Origin of the sequence: Micromonospora sp. ANENR4 (genome assembly GCF_015354395.1) — a bacterium.
Classification (GTDB): Bacteria; Actinomycetota; Actinomycetes; order Mycobacteriales; family Micromonosporaceae; genus Micromonospora; species Micromonospora aurantiaca.
The window spans coordinates 215039-231109 of the sequence record NZ_JADKYQ010000013.1; the positions used below are offsets into that span (position 1 = coordinate 215039).

Below are 16071 nucleotides of genomic sequence, written 5' to 3' on the forward strand. Positions count from 1 at the left end.
CGGGGCGGTACTAACCTCGCAACGGGCGCGAGAGGAGATAGCCGCGATGCCGCAGCCGCAGCCGGGGGCGGACCGGCCGGCCGACGGGGCCGAGATGCCGTCCGTCACCGAGCCGGCGACCGCCGCCGACACCGAGGACGCCGCCGGCGCCTCGGCTCCGGCGTCCCCGTCCACCACGCCGGAGGGCGCCGACGACCGGACGGCCGAGGAGCCGTCCGGCGCCGCCGAGAGCAGGGCGCACGACGGTACGCCCCGCCGCCCGCCGTCCGCCGTCGCGCCGGATGAGCAGCCGCACCGCGCCGAGCCCGGTGACCAGCCGTCCGGCGGCGCGGCGCCCGCCTCCCCGCCCGACGTCCCGGTCACGCCGAGCCCGGCGACCCCGCCCCCCGGCCGATCGACGACCTGTCCGGCATCGAGGAGAACGCAGCCGGCACCCGCCGAGCAGTCGGAGCAGGTCGAGCCCGCGCAGCAGGACGGACGGGCGCTGCCGGAGGACCGCCCCGAATCGTCCGAGCAGGCCGAACCGGCACGGCGGGACGAACGAGCCGAACCGGCGGGCGAGCCGGCAGACCCGGCCGACACCGCCGCGCTCGACGACACGAGCCAGCACGCGCCGGCGAGCACGACGACCGCCGACGCCCTCACCGGCGACGCCGGAACGCCGGCCGACGCGCCCACGGACAGCGAGGCACCGACCGCCGACGCCGGAACACCTGCCGACATCGACGCCACCCCGCCCGTCCCGGTGACCAGGGCGCGCGGATCCGCAGCGGTTCCCGGCCGCACCACGCCCGTCCCCGCTCCGCGTACCGGGGGCCGGCCGGATCCGACCCGCATCGACGTCGCGGCGCAGCCACCGCCGGCCGCGACCACGCCGGATCCCACCAAGGTCGAGAACGCCCCGGAATCCATGCGGGCCGGGAACACGCCGGACCCGACCCGCGTGGAGAACGCCCCGAACCCGACCCGGGTCGAGGCGCCCCGCTGGAGCGGTTCGGCAGCCGTCCCGCCACCGCCGGCACGCCGGCCCGCCTGGGGCGAGTCCGCCGAGCCCACCCCGGTGCCGCCGCTCGCGTCGCCGGAACACGCCACGCCTGTCGACCCGTGGGCGGGGGTGGACACCACCGGCTGGGAGCTGCACGCCCCGGAGCTGCCGCCACCGACGCCGACGCTGCCGTACACCGCGCCCTGGGCCGTGCCGAACAATCCGCACCCGGCCCACCCGGCGCCACCGGCGGCGCACCCTGCCCCGCCACCGGCCCGTCCCGCGCCGCCCGCCGCCCGGCCGGTCTCGCCCCCGCCGCACAGCGCCCCGTACCCCGGACCGGCCCGGCCGGTCTCGCCGCCGCACCATCCCGCTCAGCCCGCCGCCCGGCCCCTGCCGCCCGCGACGCCCGTCGCGCCGCCGGCGAAGCCCGGGCGGCCGCCGAAGCAGCGCCGGGGCAAGGCCGGTCCGCCTGTCGCACCGCCGCCGGGCTGGCAGCAGCCGCCGAAGCGGACCCGCCGCCGGCGCCGCTGGCCCTGGGTGCTGCTGCTCTCCGTCGCCTGCTGCTGCGGGCTCCCGCTCTGGTGGTTCCAGCCGATCTCCACCCAGTACCCGGCCAGCGCCACCCTCCCGGACCAGATCGACTCGATGCGGCTACGCCAGGACGACAGCAGCCGGGCCGCCGCCGAGGAGCTGAAGTCCCGGGTACGCGAGTCGAACCTGCTGGCCGAGGACACGTTCGCCGGCATCTACAGCACGAGCGACGGCAAGCGGGTGACGTTGTTCGGCAGCACCGGGCTGCGGTTCAGCCCGGAGTCGGACGCCAAGTCGGAGATCGAACGTCTCGCCGGGGACTACGCCCTGCAGGAGCCGGTGGTGGTGGACACCGGCGTACGGGGACGCCACGAGCGCTGCGCCGTCGGCCGCGCGGACGGCGACTCGGTGGTGGTCTGCGTCTCGGCCGACCACGGCAGCCTCACCACCGGCGTGTTCACCCGGCTGTCGGTGGACGACAGCGGACGGCTGCTGAACGACCTGCGCCAGCGCGTGGTGGTGCCGAAGTCCTGACCGCTCAGGCGGTCTGATCGCCGCCGGTCTGGCCGCCGGTGGCCTGGTCGGCGCGCTTCGGGGCGTAGCGCGGGACGTACTCCTGGCCGCTGAGCTTCTGGATCTCGGCCATCATCTCGTCGGTCATCGCGCGCAGCGACGTGCGGTCGTCGGGACGGCCGGTGAAGTCCAGCGGCTTGCCGAACTTCATGGTGATCTTGGCACGACCCGGTCGCGGGATCCGCGTACCGATGGGCTGGGCCTTGTCGGTGCCGGTCACGCCGACCGGGATGATCGGCACGCCCGCGGCGATCGCCAGCCGGACGGTGCCGGTACGCCCGCGGTAGAGCCGCCCGTCCGGGGAACGGGTGCCCTCCGGGTAGACGGCGACCAGGTCGCCGGCCTTGAGCACCGGGATCGCCGCGTCGAACGCGGTGAGCGCGGCCCGGCCGCCGGCCCGCTCGACCGGGATGGCGCCCAGCCCGGTGAGCACGAACTTCGAGAAGCCGCCCTTGAGGCCGGTGCCCGTGAAGTACTCCGACTTGGCCCAGAACGCCAGGTGCCGGGGCACCACGGTGCCGAGGAGCAGTTCGTCGGCGACGGAGAGGTGGTTGCTGGCGAAGATCGCGCCGCCGGTCGCCGGGATGTGCTCCAAACCCTCCACGTGCGGACGGAAGGCCAACCGGAGCGCGGGCGCCACGGTGAGCTTGCCGATGGTGTAGAGCAGGGGCACGGGTCCTCCGGCGGTCGTACGTGAAACAGGCGCTGTCACGGTAGCCGACGCGGCCGTCCGCCACCGAGCGGGTGGCCCGCAGTCCACTCGCTGGGTGCGGGCCCTCCTCCACCCGAGAGGGTGCAGGAGGGCCCGGTCCGCTCACACCTTGCGGACCGTCACGGTCACGCGCTCGCCCTCGCCGGCTTCGCCGGCGAAGCCGTCGAGGCCCTCGGCGAAGTCGATGCTGTCGGCGAGCACCTCCCGCGCCACGAACCCGGTGTACGCGGCGACCGCCGCGCGTACCTCCTCGGAGGCGGAGACGGCCACCGTGATCCGGTCGGAGACGTCGAGGTCGGCGTCGCGGCGGGCCTGCTGCACGACCCGGACCACGTCCCGGGCCAGCCCCTCGGCGGCGAGTTCCGGCGTGACCTCGGTGTCCAGCACGACCACTCCCTCACCGCCGGGCAGCGGCGCGGAGTGCTCGGCGTCGGCGGCGACCAGGCGCAGCTCGTACTCGCCCTCGGCGAGCGTGACCCCGGCGGCGACCGGGGCGCCGTCGCGCAGCTCCCACTCCCCCGCCTTGACCGCCTTGATCACCTGCTGGACGGCCTTGCCGACGCGCGGGCCGAGCGCCCGCGGCACCACGGTGAGGACCTGCTGGCAGTACGCGGACACCTCGCCGGTGAGCACGACCTCCTTGACGTTCACCTCGTCGGCGACCAGGTCGGCGAAGGGCCGCAGCTGGTCGGCGACGGGCGAGGCCACTGTCAGCTTCGCCAGCGGCAGCCGTACCCGCAGGCCCTTGGCCTTGCGCAGCGACAGCGCCGCCGAGGCGACCGCCCGGACGTTGTCCATCGCGGAGACCAGCTCGTGGTCGGCCGGGAACTCCTCCGCCTGCGGCCAGTCGGTCAGGTGCACCGACCGCTCGCCGGTCAGCCCGCGCCAGATCTCCTCGGCGGTCAGCGGCGCCAGCGGCGCCACCACCCGGCACAGCGTCTCCAGCACGGTCCACAGCGTGTCGAACGCGTCCGCGTCGCCGGCCCAGAAGCGGTCCCGGGACCGGCGCACGTACCAGTTGGTCAGCGCGTCCAGGTAGGACCGCACCGTCGCGCACGCACCGGAGATGTCGTACGCGTCCATCTGCGCGCCGACGGTCGCCACCAGCTCGTTCGTCTTCGCCAGCACGTACCGGTCGAGCACGTTCGCCGAGTCGGTACGGCGACGCGCGGTGTAGCCGTCGGCGTTGGCGTAGAGCGAGAAGAAGTACCAGACGTTCCACAGCGGCAGCAGCACCTGGCGCACCGCGTCCCGGATGCCCGACTCGGTGACCGCCATGTCGCCGCCGCGCAACACCGGCGAGGACATCAGCATCCACCGCATCGCGTCCGACCCGTAGGAGTCGAACACGTGGTAGACGTCCGGGTAGTTGCGCAGGCTCTTGGACATCTTGCGGCCGTCCGAGCCGAGCAGGATGCCGTGGCTCAGGCAGTTGCGGAACGCCGGCCTGTCGAACAGCGCGGTGGCCAGTACGTGCATGGTGTAGAACCAGCCGCGGGTCTGCCCGATGTACTCGACGATGAAGTCACCCGGGTAGTGGTGCTCGAACCACTCGCGGTTCTCGAACGGGTAGTGCACCTGGGCGAACGGCATCGAGCCGGACTCGAACCAGCAGTCCAGCACCTCCGGCACCCGGCGCATCATCGACTTGCCCGTCGGGTCGTCCGGGTTGGGGCGGACCAGGTCGTCCACCGCCGGCCGGTGCAGGTCGGTCAGGCGTACGCCGAAGTCCCGCTCGATGTCGGCCAGCGAACCGTAGACGTCCACCCGCGGGTAGTTCGGGTCGTCGGAGCGCCACACCGGGATCGGCGAGCCCCAGAACCGGTTCCGGCTGATCGACCAGTCCCGGGCGTTGGCCAGCCACTTGCCGAACGAACCGTCCTTGATGTGGCCGGGCGTCCAGTTGATCTGCTGGTTCAGCTCGACCATCCGGTCCTTGAACGTCGACACCGCGACGAACCACGACGACACCGCCTTGTAGACCAGCGGGGTGTCGCAGCGCCAGCAGTGCGGGTAGGAGTGGGTGTAGGTGTCCTGCCGCAGCACCACCCCCCGCTCCTTCAGCTCCCGGATCACCGGCTTGTTCACGTCGAAGACCTGCTCGCCCTGGTACGGCGGCACCAGTGCGGTGAACCGGGTGTGGTCGTCCACCGTCACGACGGTGGGGATGCCGGCGGCGTTGCAGGTGTTCTGGTCGTCCTCGCCGAAGGCGGGCGCCAGGTGGACGATCCCGGTGCCGTCCTCGGTGGTGACGAAGTCCGCGCCGAGCACCTGGTAGGCGTTCTCCCCGGCCGGCTCGACCAGGAAGTCGTACAGCGGCGTGTAGCGGCGTCCGACCAGGTCGCGGCCGTACACGGTGCCGACCTGCTCGTATCCCTCCAGCTCCTTGGCGTACGCGCCGAGGCGCGCGGCGCCGACGACGTAGCGCTCACCGTCGCGTTCCAGCAGCGCGTACTCGATGTCGGGGCCGACGGCGAGCGCCAGGTTCGACGGCAGCGTCCACGGCGTGGTCGTCCAGACGCCCAGCTTGACCGGCCCGCGCAGCGGTTCCGGCGCGTTCTCGTCGGCGGTCAGCTCGAACCAGACGGTGAGCGTCGGGTCGTGCCGGTCCCGGTAGACGTCGTCCATCCGGGTCTCGGTGTTCGACAGCGGCGTCTCGCACCGCCAGCAGTACGCGAGCACCCGGAAGCCCTCGTAGACCAGGCCCTTGTCGTGCAGGGTCTTGAAGGCCCACATGACGCTTTCCATGTAGTCCAGGTCGAGCGTCTTGTAGTCGTTGGCGAAGTCGACCCAGCGGGCCTGCCGGGTGACGTACCGCTCCCAGTCGTGGGTGAACTCCAGCACCGACGTGCGGCAGGCGTCGTTGAACCGGGCCACGCCGAGGTCGAGGATCTCCGCCTTGGTGGTGATGCCGAGCTGCTTCTCGGCCACCACCTCGGCGGGCAGGCCGTGGCAGTCCCAGCCGAACCGGCGCTCGACGTGCTTGCCGCGCATGGTCTGGTAGCGCGGCACCACGTCCTTGACGTAGCCGGTGAACAGGTGGCCGTAGTGCGGCAGGCCGTTGGCGAACGGCGGGCCGTCGTAGAAGACGTACTCGTTCTCGCCGTCGCGGCCGGCGTCGCGGGCCTCCACCGACGCCTCGAAGGTCTTGTCGGCCGTCCAGTGCTCCAGCACCCGGCGCTCGACCGCGGGCAGGTCCGGGCTCGCCGGGACACCGGCGCCGGTCGGGTCGTGCAACGGATAGGCCATCGCCTGTCGCTCTCCCTCAGCAGCTCACTCGTCTGTGGTCTGCGAGGACGAGCCGAATCCGGTACGCCGTGACCGGCGTTCCGGGCGTGGCCCGCGGTACCACCCCGCTTGGCGGCCGAGGTGCGACCGCCCGCTCGTTGGCCGGCTGTGACGGGCCGTCCCGTCCGGTTCTACTGAGCCGGTGACCCGGCCGTTCTTCCGGAGGCTCGCCGGTGATGGCCGGGTCGTCGCCTGTGCGTTCAAGCGTACTCGACCCCCCACCCACCGCGCCGCCGAGTATCTCCCGCCCCACCCCACCCCGCCTCCACCCCGCCTCCACCCCGTGTGTCAGCGGTGGGACGGGGCCGGGAGGGTGGTGGTCCAGAGGGAGACGCCGGAGCGGTCGCGCAGGTGGACCGTGAGCGCCGCCGACGGGCCGTCGATGGTCACCTCGCCGAAGTGCTGGAAGCCCTCGGCCGGTGAGGTGTTGGCGCGCGGCGGCGCGTGCACGAAGACCGCCTTCGGGCCGAACGTGCCGTCCAGCGCGTTCGGCCCGAACGCACCGGCGTGCGCCGGGCCGGAGACGAACTCCCAGAACGGGCTGAAGTCCCGCACGGCGGCGCTCGCCGGGTCGTAGTGGTGGGCGGCGGTGTAGTGCACGTCGGCGGTGAGGAACACCAGCCCGGTCACCCCGGCCCGGTGCGAGGCGCGCAGCACCTCGGCGAACTCCAGTTCCCGGCCGGCCGGCGCGCCGTGGTCGCCCTGCGCGACACCCTCCTGGGCGTCTGACCCGTCCGGCACCACCACGCCGATCGGCAGGTCGTTGGCGATCACCTTCCAGGTGGCGCGGGACGCGCGCAGCTCCCGGATCAGCCACTCCCGCTGCGCCGTGCCGAGCAGGCCGCGACTGCGGTCCGCGTACGTGTTGCCGTCGTTCGGGTCCTTGTAGGTGCGCATGTCCAGCACGAACACGTCCAGCAGCGGCCCGTACGACAACTTGCGGTACATCGGCCCGCCCGACGGCACCGGCAGCCACTCGTGGAACGCCTGCCGGGCCCGGGCGGCGAGCACGTCCACGCGCTTCTCGCCGTACCTGTCGTCGGTCAGGATCTCCCCCGGGTACCAGTTGTTCACCACCTCGTGGTCGTCCCACTGGTTGATCTGCGGCACCTCGGCGGCGAACGCCCGCAGGTGCTCGTCGAGCAGGTTGTACGCGAACTGCCCCCGGTACTCGGCGAGCGTCTCGGCCACCTTGCTCTTCTCCGGCGTCACCAGGTTGCGCCAGGTGCGGCCGTCCGGCAGCACCACGCTCTCGGCCAGCGGGCCGTCGGCGTACACGGTGTCGCCGCTGCACAGGAAGAAGTCCGGGCGGCGTTCCCGCATGGCCCGGAAGATCGCCAGGCCGTCGAAGTCGGTGCTGATCCCCCAGCCCTGCCCGACGATGTCGCCGGTCCATATGAACCGCACGTCACGCCGCTGGTGCCGCCCGGGGGCGGTGGCGAACGAACCGGTCAGCGGCTCGCTGCACAGGCCGTGCCGGTCCAGGCTCTCCACCCGTACCCGGTAGTGCAGCCGCTCCCCCGCGGGCAGGCCGCGCAGGCGGACCTTGCCGGTGAGGTCGCCGGTGGGGTCGACCACCGGGCCGCGCACCAGGCGGGCGCCGCGCAGGTCCGGGCGGCGGCTCACCTCGACGAGCATCCGGCCGGGCCGGTCCGCGCGGGTCCAGACCAGCGCCGAGTCGGCGGTCACGTCGCCGCTCTGCACGCCGTGGGTGAGCAGCGGCCGGCCGCTGCGCCGCAGGCCGGGTGCGGCGGGCGCGCCGGGCGCGCCGAGCAGCGCGCCGCCGGCGACTCCGGCACCGGCGACCAGGCCGGCGCGGAGCAGGGTACGTCGATCGAAGTGCGTCATGGGTTCTCCCGGTCTCGGCAGTGTCGCCAGCCCGGTCTACCGGCCGCAGGTGGCCGGGAACTCCGGTCGAGGTGACCGGCACGTCAACGACTGCTGTCCAGCGCTCCGGCATGACAACCGTCACACCGCCGGGCCGTCACACCGCGCCCACCGTGCCCCGTCCTGTGCGCGTACCCGAACCCTCAAGGAGGCGGCGATGAGCCGGATGGACATGGCGGCGGTGGCACCGGAGGCGTACCAGGCCGTGCTGGGCCTGGAGAAGTACGTCCGGGCGAACGTGGACCACACCGTGCTGGAGCTGGTGAAGCTGCGGGCGTCGATGCGCAACGGCTGCGCGTTCTGCGTGGACATGCACAGCCGCGAGGCGCTGGCGGCCGGTGAGGACAGCCGCCGGCTGTTCGCTGTCGCGGCGTGGCGCGAGGCGCCGTTCTTCGACGAGCGGGAGCGGGCCGCGCTGGCCCTCACCGACGCGGTGACCCGGCTCGGCGAGCACGGCGTGCCGGATGACGTCTGGGACGCCGCGGCGAAGGTGTGGTCGGAGAAGGAGCTGGCGGACCTGGTGATGGCGATCGCCACCATCAACGTGTGGAACCGGGTCGCGGTGACCTGCCGGACGCAGCCGCCGGCGCAGGTCTGATCGCTGACACACGACGGCCCCGGTCCCGCCAGGAGCGGGCCGGGGCCGTCGGCGTGTCGGTCAGGCCAGCTCGGGGAACCAGAGCGCGATCTCGCGCTTGGCGCTGTCCGCCGAGTCGGAGGCGTGCACCAGGTTCTCCCGGTTCGACAGCGACAGGTCACCGCGGATGGTGCCGGCGGCGGCCTTGCGGCCGTCGGTGCTGCCGATCATCGCGCGCACCACCTCGACCACCTGGTCGCCGGAGAGCACCAGCGCCACCAGCGGGCCGCTGGTCATGAACGTCTTCAGCGGCGGGTAGAACGGCTTGTCGACGTGCTCGGCGTAGTGCTGGTCGGCGAAGTCGCCGTCCATGGTCCGGCTCACCATCGCGTCGATCCGCAGGCCCTTGCGCTCGAAACGGGACAGGATCTCGCCCACCAGACCGCGGCGCACCGCGTCGGGCTTGATCAGTACGAGCGACCGCTCGTCCGGGCTGCTGCTGGACACGCTGGGTTCCTCCTGCGCACTCAAACGGGGTTCGGCTGGGTACGGTCAGCGTAGCGACCCGGTCCCGGCGCCGGCGCGGCGGCTGCGTCTTCCCTGGCCCGCCGCGGCGGCCTAGCCTGGCCCTGGAACCCCTGGGAGGTCCACTGTGGCGAATGGCGGGAACCGCACGATCGCGCCGGTACGCAAACTGATCGGGGCGGTGCTGGGCACCGTCGCCACCTTCGTGACCGTGTTCGGGCTCGGCATGACCAGCTGGGCCATCGTGGCGCTCGGCGTGGCGCTGCTGGTGCTGGCGATCGCCCTGGCCACGGTACGCGGCGGCGGCCGCACCTGGGTGATCGGCCTGGGGCACGTGCACAGCGCCTCCGAGCCGCCCACCCAGTACGCGTTCGGCCGGTGCGAGCTGCAACTGGTGATCGACGCGCCGGGGCTGCCGCCTCGCTCCAAGAAGATCATCGAGCCTCGGGTGCCGGTCGCCAAGTGGCCCTCGCTGGGCCAGGCGCTGCCGGTCCGGGTGGCGCTGGACGACCAGCGGCACGTACGCGTGCTCTGGGACGAGGTGCCCACGCACGCCGAGAGCGCCGCCGCGGTCGCCGACCTGCCGCCCGAGTACGCCGTCGAGCCGGACCCGCTGGACGAGCCGCTGATCGCGCAGGAGGCGCCGCCGTGGGCTGGGCGCGCGCCGGAGGACGACTTCCGCGACGACTACCCGCCCGCGCCGGACCCGTACCTGGACGACGTACCGCCCCGGGCCGAGGACCGCGAGCCGGTGGTGCTGCACCAGAGCCCCGGCGGCCCGGTGGTGCTGGAGGGCCAGCTCGTCGAGCGGGCCGAACGCACGGCCGGCCCTGACCCGCTCCCCCGCCGCGCCCCGGCGCCCCGCTCGCCGGCCGAGGAGCCGGTCGACACCGTGCCGGTCGAGACAGTGCTCGTCGACTCCGGGCCGGCCGACTCAGGGCCGGCCGGCTCAGGGCCGGCCGAGATCGACCCGATCGACGTGGCGCTTGACGACCCCGCGGACGCCCCTCGGCGCTCCGACGCGCCGCCGACGCCCGAGGAACTGGACGAGGCGATCTTCGGCCCGTCCGGCGCGGCCGAGCCGGACGAGCTGGCCGGCCCGATCAGCGGCGTCGGCATCACGCTGCTCGTCACCGACCTGGACCGGTCCCTCGACTTCTACCGGGAGCTCGGCTTCGAGGAGCTGGATCGGGGCGAGGGCAACGCCGTGCTCGCCTCCGGGCCGACCCGGCTTGTGCTGCGCCGGGTGACCGGCGCCGCCCCGATCAGCCGCCGCCTGGTGCACGTCAACCTGGAGGTGGACGACATCCAGGGCGCGTACGAGCGGCTGCGCGAGTCCGGCGTCCGGTTCACGTACGCCCCGCGCGTGGTCAACCGGGGCACCAAGCTGGAGGTGTGGGCGGCTGCCTTCCGCGACCCCGACGGCCACGGTGTCGCGCTGACGCAGTGGCGCACCCTCGCCGACGCCTGAGCGGTACGCGGCGGCCCGTCCTCAGCCGAGGATGACCCGCCGCACGTGCAGCGCGTACGCCCACACCAGCGCGAACATCACCCCGAGCGCGAACAGCGACCAGTGCAGCAGCCCGGAGAGCAGCAGCAGTCCCTGGATCACGGTGCCGGCGTGCCATGCCCACGGGCGGCGCATCATCCCGGCGAGCACCACACAGGCGACCGCCAGCGTCACGATCGCGCCGATCGCCGCGCCGCTCAGGTCACCGCCGACCACCCGGATCGGCTGGATGGCCAGCAGCAGCACCAGCGCCTCCAGCGACATCGTGCCGGCGCCGAGTCCGCGTACCGCCTTGTCCGGGTTCCGCAGCCCGGACCGCCGCACGCCGCCCACCGGCTCCGAGCCGCCTGCCTGCTCCGGGCCCGTCGGCTGCTCAGCGCCGGTCGGGCGCTGCTGCGGGCCGGTCATCGCTTGAGCAGCCGGCGGGCGTCGGCCACTGTCACCACCGATCCGGTGACCAGCACGCCCACCCCGGACAGCTCGCCCGGCACGTCCGACTCGGCCTCCGCCACCGCCGCCTCGATGGCGTCGGGCATCTCCCGGGCCACCTGCACCCGCTCCGGCCCAAAGATCTCCCGCGCCAGCGCCGCCAGCTCGTCCACCGGCATCGCCCGGGCCGAGCTGTTCTCCGCCACCACGATCGAGTCGAGCACCGGTTCGAGCAGTTCCAGCAGGCTCGCCGCGTCCTTGTCGCCGAGCACCGCCAGCACGCCGACGAGCTTGCTGAACGCGAACTCCTCCTGCACGGCGGCGACCGTCGCGGCCATCCCGTGCGGGTTGTGCGCGCCGTCGAGCAGCACCGTCGGGGCGCTACGCACCCGCTCCAGCCGGCCCGGCGAACTGGTCGCGGCGAAGCCCTCACGGACCGCATCGATGTCGAGCTGCCGCCGTGCGCCGGCACCGAGGAACGCCTCCACGGCGGCCAGCGCGACCGCCGCGTTCTGCGCCTGGTGCGCGCCGTGCAGCGGGATGAAGATCTCCTCGTACACTCCGCCCAGGCCCTGGATGGTCAGCACCTGGCCGCCGACCGCGACCGCGCGGCGCAGCACGCCGAACTCGGCGCCCTCGCGGGCGACTGTGGCGTTGACCTCGGCGCAGCGTTCCAGGATCGGGCGGGCGGCCTCCTCCTCCTGCGCCGCCGCGATCACTGTGGCGCCGGGGTGGATGATGCCGGCCTTGTGCAGCGCGATGTCCTCGATCGTGTCGCCGAGCCACTCGGTGTGGTCCAGCCCGATCGGGGTGATCACGGCGACGCCGGCCTGGATGACGTTCGTCGCGTCCTCCGCGCCGCCGAGCCCGACCTCCACCACCGCCACGTCGACCGGGGCGTCGGCGAACGTGGCGAACGCCAGCGCCGTGGTCATGTCGAAGTACGTCAGCGGCTCGGCGAACCGCTTGTCGACCAGCTCGGCCAGCGGCGCGATCTCACGGTACGTGGACACGAACCGCTCCTCGCTCACCGCCTCGCCGTCCAGGCTGATCCGCTCCCGGACCGTCTCCAGGTGCGGGCTGGTGTAGCGGCCGGTGTGCAGCCCGAACGCCCGCAGCAGCGAGTCGATCATCCGGGCCGTCGAGGTCTTGCCGTTGGTGCCGGTCAGGTGGATCGACGGGTACGCCCGCTGCGGGCTGCCCAGCAGATCGAGCAGGGTCTCGATCTTCTCCAGCTCGAAGTGCATCCGGGTGAAGCCGCGCGCGTTGAGCGCGGCCTCCACCTCGGCGAACGCGGTGCGGTCGTTCACGAGGAAAGCGCCTCCAGGGCGGCGTCGATCCGGACCAGGTCCGCCTCGGCCACCGCCAGCCGCTCGCGGATCTTCGCCACCACCGGCTCGGGCGCCTTGCCCACGAACGCCGGATTGTCCAGCTTCGCCCGCGCCTGGGTGGCCTCCTTCTCGGCTGCCGCCCGGTCCTTGGTGAGCCGGGCGCGCTCGGCGGCCACGTCGATCGAGCCGCGGGTGTCGAGCGCGACGCTCACCGCGCCGGGCATGGCCAGCGTGGCGCTCGCCTGGAAGTCGTCGCCCGGCGCGTCCAGCCGGGCCAGCGAGCGGACCAGCGGCTCGTGCGCCGCGATGCCAGCGCCGGTCAGGCCGTCGAGCCGCGCGGCGACCCGCTGGGTCGGCCGCAGCCCCTGGTCCGACCGGAACCGCCGGACCTCGGTCACCACCCGCTGGAGGGTGCCGACCTCGCTCTCCGCGGCGTCGTCGATCAGGGTACGGTCGGCGACCGGCCAGGACGCCGTCAGTACGGTGTCGCCGCCGCTGAGCGCGGCCCACAGCTCGTCGGTGACGAACGGGATGACCGGGTGCAGCAGCCGCAGGAGTTGGTCCAGCACGTGCCCGAGCACCCGGCGGGTGGCGTCGGCGGCGGGGCCGCCCTCGGCCAGGACCGGCTTGCTCAGCTCCACGTACCAGTCGCAGACGTCGTCCCACGCGAAGTGGTAGAGCAGGTCGCAGACCTTCGCGAACTCGTACGCCTCGAACTGCTCGTCGACCTCGGCGGTGACGTGCGCCAGCCGGGACAGGATCCACCTGTCGACGGTGGAGAGGTCAGCGGCGGCCGGCAGCGGGCCGTCGGTGTGCGCACCGTTGAGCAGCGCGAACCGGGTGGCGTTCCAGAGCTTGTTGCAGAAGTTGCGGGAGCCCTGGCACCACTCCTCGCTGACCGGCACGTCCTGGCCGGGGTTGGCGCCCCGGGCCAGCGTGAACCGGGTGGCGTCGGCGCCGAACCGGTCGATCCAGTCCAGGGGGTCGACCACGTTGCCGAACGACTTCGACATCTTCTTGCCGTGCTCGTCGCGGACCATGCCGTGCAGCGCCACCACGTCGAACGGCTGCACGCTGTCCATCGCGTACAGGCCGAACATCATCATCCGGGCGACCCAGAAGAACAGGATGTCGTAGCCGGTGACCAGCACGCTGGTCGGGTAGAACTTCGCCAGGTCGGGGGTACGCTCGGGCCAGCCGAGCGTGGAGAACGGCCACAGCCCGCTGGAGAACCAGGTGTCCAGGACGTCCTCGTCCTGCCGCCAGCCCTCGCCGGACGGCGGCTCCTCGTCCGGGCCGACGCAGACGATCTCGCCGCCCGGGCCGTACCAGACGGGGATGCGGTGGCCCCACCAGAGCTGGCGGGAGATGCACCAGTCGTGCATGTTGTCGACCCAGGCGAAGTAGCGCTTGGCCAGCTCGGCCGGCTCGATCTTCACCCGGCCGTCGCGCACCGCGTCACCGGCGGCCTTCGCGAGCGGGGCGGTGTTGACGAACCACTGCAGCGACAGCCGCGGCTCGACGGTCGTCTTGCACCGCGAGCAGTGCCCGACCGCGTGCAGGTACGGCCGCTTCTCGGCGACGATCCGGCCCTGCTCGCGCAGCGCCGCGACGATGGCCGGGCGGGCCTCGTACCGGTCCAGGCCCTGGAACGGTCCGGGCGCGGTGATGACGCCGCGCTCGTCCATGATCGTCAGCGAGGGCAGGTCGTGCCGCTGGCCGATCTCGAAGTCGTTCGGGTCGTGCGCCGGTGTCACCTTGACCATGCCGGTGCCGAAGCTCGGGTCGACGTGCTCGTCGGCGACGATCGGGATCCGCCGGTCGGTGAGCGGCAGCTCCACCTCGGTACCGATCAGGTGCCGGTACCGCTCGTCGTCCGGGTGCACCGCCACCGCGGTGTCGCCGAGCATGGTCTCAGCCCGGGTGGTCGCCACCACGACCTCGTCGCCGTAGCGGATCGAGACGAGCTCGCCCTCGTCGTCGGTGTGCTCCACCTCGATGTCGGACAGCGCGGTGAGGCAGCGCGGGCACCAGTTGATGATCCGGTTGGCCCGGTAGATGAGCCCGTCGTCGAAGAGCTTCTTGAACATGGTCTGCACGGCCCGGGACAGGCCCTCGTCCATGGTGAACCGCTCACGGTCCCAGTCGACGGCGTCGCCGAGCCGGCGCATCTGGCCGAGGATCGCGCCGCCGGACTCGGCCTTCCACTGCCAGACCCGCTCGACGAACTTCTCCCGCCCGAGGTCGTGCCGGGACAGCCCCTCACCGGCGAGCTGCCGCTCGACCAGGTTCTGGGTGGCGATGCCGGCGTGGTCCATGCCCGGCAGCCAGAGCGCCTCGTACCCCTGCATCTTCTTGCGCCGGGTGAGCGCGTCCATGAGCGTGTGCTCGAACGCGTGCCCCATGTGCAGCGAGCCGGTGACGTTCGGCGGCGGGATGACGATGGTGAACGGCGGCTTCTCGCTGTCCGCCGACGCCCGGAAGTGCCCGCCGGCTACCCACTGCTCGTACCGTCGCTGCTCTACCTCGCCGGGCTGGTACTGGCCGGCGAGGGTCGGGGCGTCGGGGCGTCGGGCATCCAGTCTCTCGGTCACTCTGAAAGTCTACGGAGCGCTTTCGGGGACCCGACGTGCACCACCTGTGATTCGCGTACGGTGGCGGTCATGTCCGACGCGCATCTCACCGAGCGCCCGGTCGACGGGGGCCCCGATCCGGTCGAGCTGACCGACGAGCCGATCGAGCTGAGCCGCCGCGATCCCGCGCAGGAGCCCGAACGCCGTCCCGTGTCCCGGCGCCGGAAGATCGTCCTCGCCGCCCTGCTGGCGGCCGGCCTGGCCGGCGCCGGCGCGCTCGGGCTGGGCGGCTGGCGGGTGGTCCAGCAGAAGGACACCACGCTCGGTCAGCCGGCCGAGGTGGCCGGGCTGGTCCGGGACGACAGCGAACGGGCTCGCAGCACCGCCGACTACCTGCGCGACGGACTGGCCGCCGACATCGAGCTGGACCGCGGCTACGGCGCCGTCTACTCCGACCGCGGGGACGCCAAGCGTTCGGTGCTGCTGTTCGGCGGCACCACGCTGCTCTGGCAGCCCGAACGTGACCTGGACACTCTGTTCGGCCTGATGGCCGACGAGACCGGCCGGGTGGCAGGGCTGCGCGAGGTGGACGCGGGCCGCCTGGGCGGCGTGATGAAGTGCGGTACGACCAGCGGCGACGGTGGCGACTTCGCGGTCTGCGGGTGGGCCGACCACGGCAGCGTGGTGATGGGCATGTTCCCGGGCCGCCGGGTCGACGACGCCGCGGCGCTGTTCCGCGAGATCCGCGAGTCCGTCCAGAGCCGCTGACCCGCGACCTCGGCGCCCTCTCACCGGGCCAGTACGCCGAGGTGCCCGCACACGCCCTGCCCCGCCCCCGCCACGTCGCCGTGTCGGCGCCCCTGTCCCTCCCATGCCCCGGTCTCGGGGTAATGGCCGCCCAGCCCCTCCTGTTCGGGGAGGTGGGCCGGATGCCAGACAGTCCGTTGTGTCTCCCCCTCGGGGAAGCGGCGGGCCGACTCACCAGCTCGGCGAAGTGGCTGGATCCGGGGCACTCCGTTGCAGCCACTACGGCGTACTGGTGGCCGGCACACCAGTACGGCGAAGTGGCTAGGTCCGGGGTACTCCGTTACCCGCATCGGGGGCCAGCTTTGCGGCCGGTCTGGTGGTGTTTTCCGGGGGTGAACGC

General features: G+C 73.1%; 11 protein-coding genes. 4 read left to right on the top strand and 7 right to left on the bottom strand.

Going from position 1 to position 16071, the window contains the following annotated elements:
- The first annotated feature begins 46 nt into the window (after positions 1-46).
- Positions 47-2053 carry a hypothetical protein gene (locus IRY44_RS30810; protein ID WP_269697490.1) on the top strand — a complete coding sequence of 669 codons (2007 nt, stop codon included), beginning with the start codon at positions 47-49 and terminating at the stop codon, positions 2051-2053.
- Positions 2054-2057: 4 nt separating this feature from the next.
- Here IRY44_RS30810 and IRY44_RS23520 read toward each other — a convergent pair whose 3' ends face one another.
- The 3 genes from IRY44_RS23520 to IRY44_RS23530 form a co-directional block, all read right to left on the bottom strand.
- Entirely contained in the window at positions 2058-2765 is a 708-nt protein-coding gene (locus tag IRY44_RS23520) for a 1-acyl-sn-glycerol-3-phosphate acyltransferase (protein ID WP_194802380.1), read from the bottom strand.
- A gap of 141 nt (positions 2766-2906) precedes the next feature.
- On the bottom strand, positions 2907-6053 hold the full coding sequence (gene ileS / locus IRY44_RS23525; protein ID WP_194802381.1) for an isoleucine--tRNA ligase: 3147 nt from the start codon (positions 6051-6053) through the stop codon (positions 2907-2909).
- Positions 6054-6380: 327 nt separating this feature from the next.
- Positions 6381-7940 carry an alkaline phosphatase gene (locus IRY44_RS23530; protein WP_194802382.1) on the bottom strand — a complete coding sequence of 520 codons (1560 nt, stop codon included), beginning with the start codon at positions 7938-7940 and terminating at the stop codon, positions 6381-6383.
- A 196-nt stretch (positions 7941-8136) separates the two neighbouring features.
- Between IRY44_RS23530 and IRY44_RS23535 the strand changes: the two genes are divergently transcribed.
- On the top strand, positions 8137-8577 hold the full coding sequence (locus tag IRY44_RS23535) for a carboxymuconolactone decarboxylase family protein (RefSeq protein WP_013288022.1): 441 nt from the start codon (positions 8137-8139) through the stop codon (positions 8575-8577).
- A 60-nt stretch (positions 8578-8637) separates the two neighbouring features.
- On the opposite strand, the gene ndk is transcribed toward IRY44_RS23535, so the two are convergent.
- Complete coding sequence (gene ndk, locus IRY44_RS23540; RefSeq protein WP_013288023.1) at positions 8638-9063, bottom strand: nucleoside-diphosphate kinase; 426 nt, start codon at positions 9061-9063, stop codon at positions 8638-8640.
- A gap of 145 nt (positions 9064-9208) precedes the next feature.
- On the opposite strand from ndk, the gene IRY44_RS23545 reads away from it, so the two are divergent.
- Positions 9209-10552, top strand: a complete 1344-nt coding sequence (locus IRY44_RS23545) for a VOC family protein (RefSeq protein ID WP_194802383.1) — start codon at positions 9209-9211, stop codon at positions 10550-10552.
- 21 nt (positions 10553-10573) lie between these two features.
- Here IRY44_RS23545 and IRY44_RS23550 read toward each other — a convergent pair whose 3' ends face one another.
- From IRY44_RS23550 to IRY44_RS23560, 3 genes are read right to left on the bottom strand one after another with little or no spacing between them, the layout of a single operon-like run.
- Positions 10574-10999, bottom strand: a complete 426-nt coding sequence (locus IRY44_RS23550; RefSeq protein WP_194802384.1) for a DUF4233 domain-containing protein — start codon at positions 10997-10999, stop codon at positions 10574-10576.
- The gene (locus IRY44_RS23555) at positions 10996-12267 is read right to left on the bottom strand and encodes a folylpolyglutamate synthase/dihydrofolate synthase family protein (RefSeq protein WP_228532680.1); all 1272 of its coding nucleotides are present in this window, start codon (positions 12265-12267) and stop codon (positions 10996-10998) included. The genes IRY44_RS23550 and IRY44_RS23555 overlap by 4 nt, the downstream gene beginning before the upstream one ends.
- 59 nt (positions 12268-12326) lie before the next feature.
- Positions 12327-14945, bottom strand: coding sequence for a valine--tRNA ligase (locus tag IRY44_RS23560; RefSeq protein ID WP_194802386.1), 2619 nt, complete (start codon positions 14943-14945; stop codon positions 12327-12329).
- 69 nt (positions 14946-15014) lie between these two features.
- Here IRY44_RS23560 and IRY44_RS23565 point away from each other — a divergent pair, with 69 nt between their 5' ends.
- Positions 15015-15692 carry a hypothetical protein gene (locus IRY44_RS23565; RefSeq protein ID WP_194802387.1) on the top strand — a complete coding sequence of 226 codons (678 nt, stop codon included), beginning with the start codon at positions 15015-15017 and terminating at the stop codon, positions 15690-15692.
- Positions 15693-16071 lie beyond the last annotated feature (379 nt).

What these genes read in the sequence shown, in the direction of transcription:
- IRY44_RS23565 (WP_194802387.1), top strand. Translation starts at nt 15,015, where the DNA reads ATGTCCGACGCGCATCTCACCGAGCGCCCGGTCGACGGGGGCCCCGAT.
- IRY44_RS23535 (WP_013288022.1), top strand. Translation starts at nt 8,137, where the DNA reads ATGAGCCGGATGGACATGGCGGCGGTGGCACCGGAGGCGTACCAGGCC.
- IRY44_RS30810 (WP_269697490.1), top strand. Translation starts at nt 47, where the DNA reads ATGCCGCAGCCGCAGCCGGGGGCGGACCGGCCGGCCGACGGGGCCGAG.
- IRY44_RS23555 (WP_228532680.1), bottom strand. Translation starts at nt 12,267, where the DNA reads ATGCACTTCGAGCTGGAGAAGATCGAGACCCTGCTCGATCTGCTGGGC.
- ileS (WP_194802381.1), bottom strand. Translation starts at nt 6,053, where the DNA reads ATGGCCTATCCGTTGCACGACCCGACCGGCGCCGGTGTCCCGGCGAGC.
- IRY44_RS23550 (WP_194802384.1), bottom strand. Translation starts at nt 10,999, where the DNA reads ATGACCGGCCCGCAGCAGCGCCCGACCGGCGCTGAGCAGCCGACGGGC.
- IRY44_RS23530 (WP_194802382.1), bottom strand. Translation starts at nt 7,940, where the DNA reads ATGACGCACTTCGATCGACGTACCCTGCTCCGCGCCGGCCTGGTCGCC.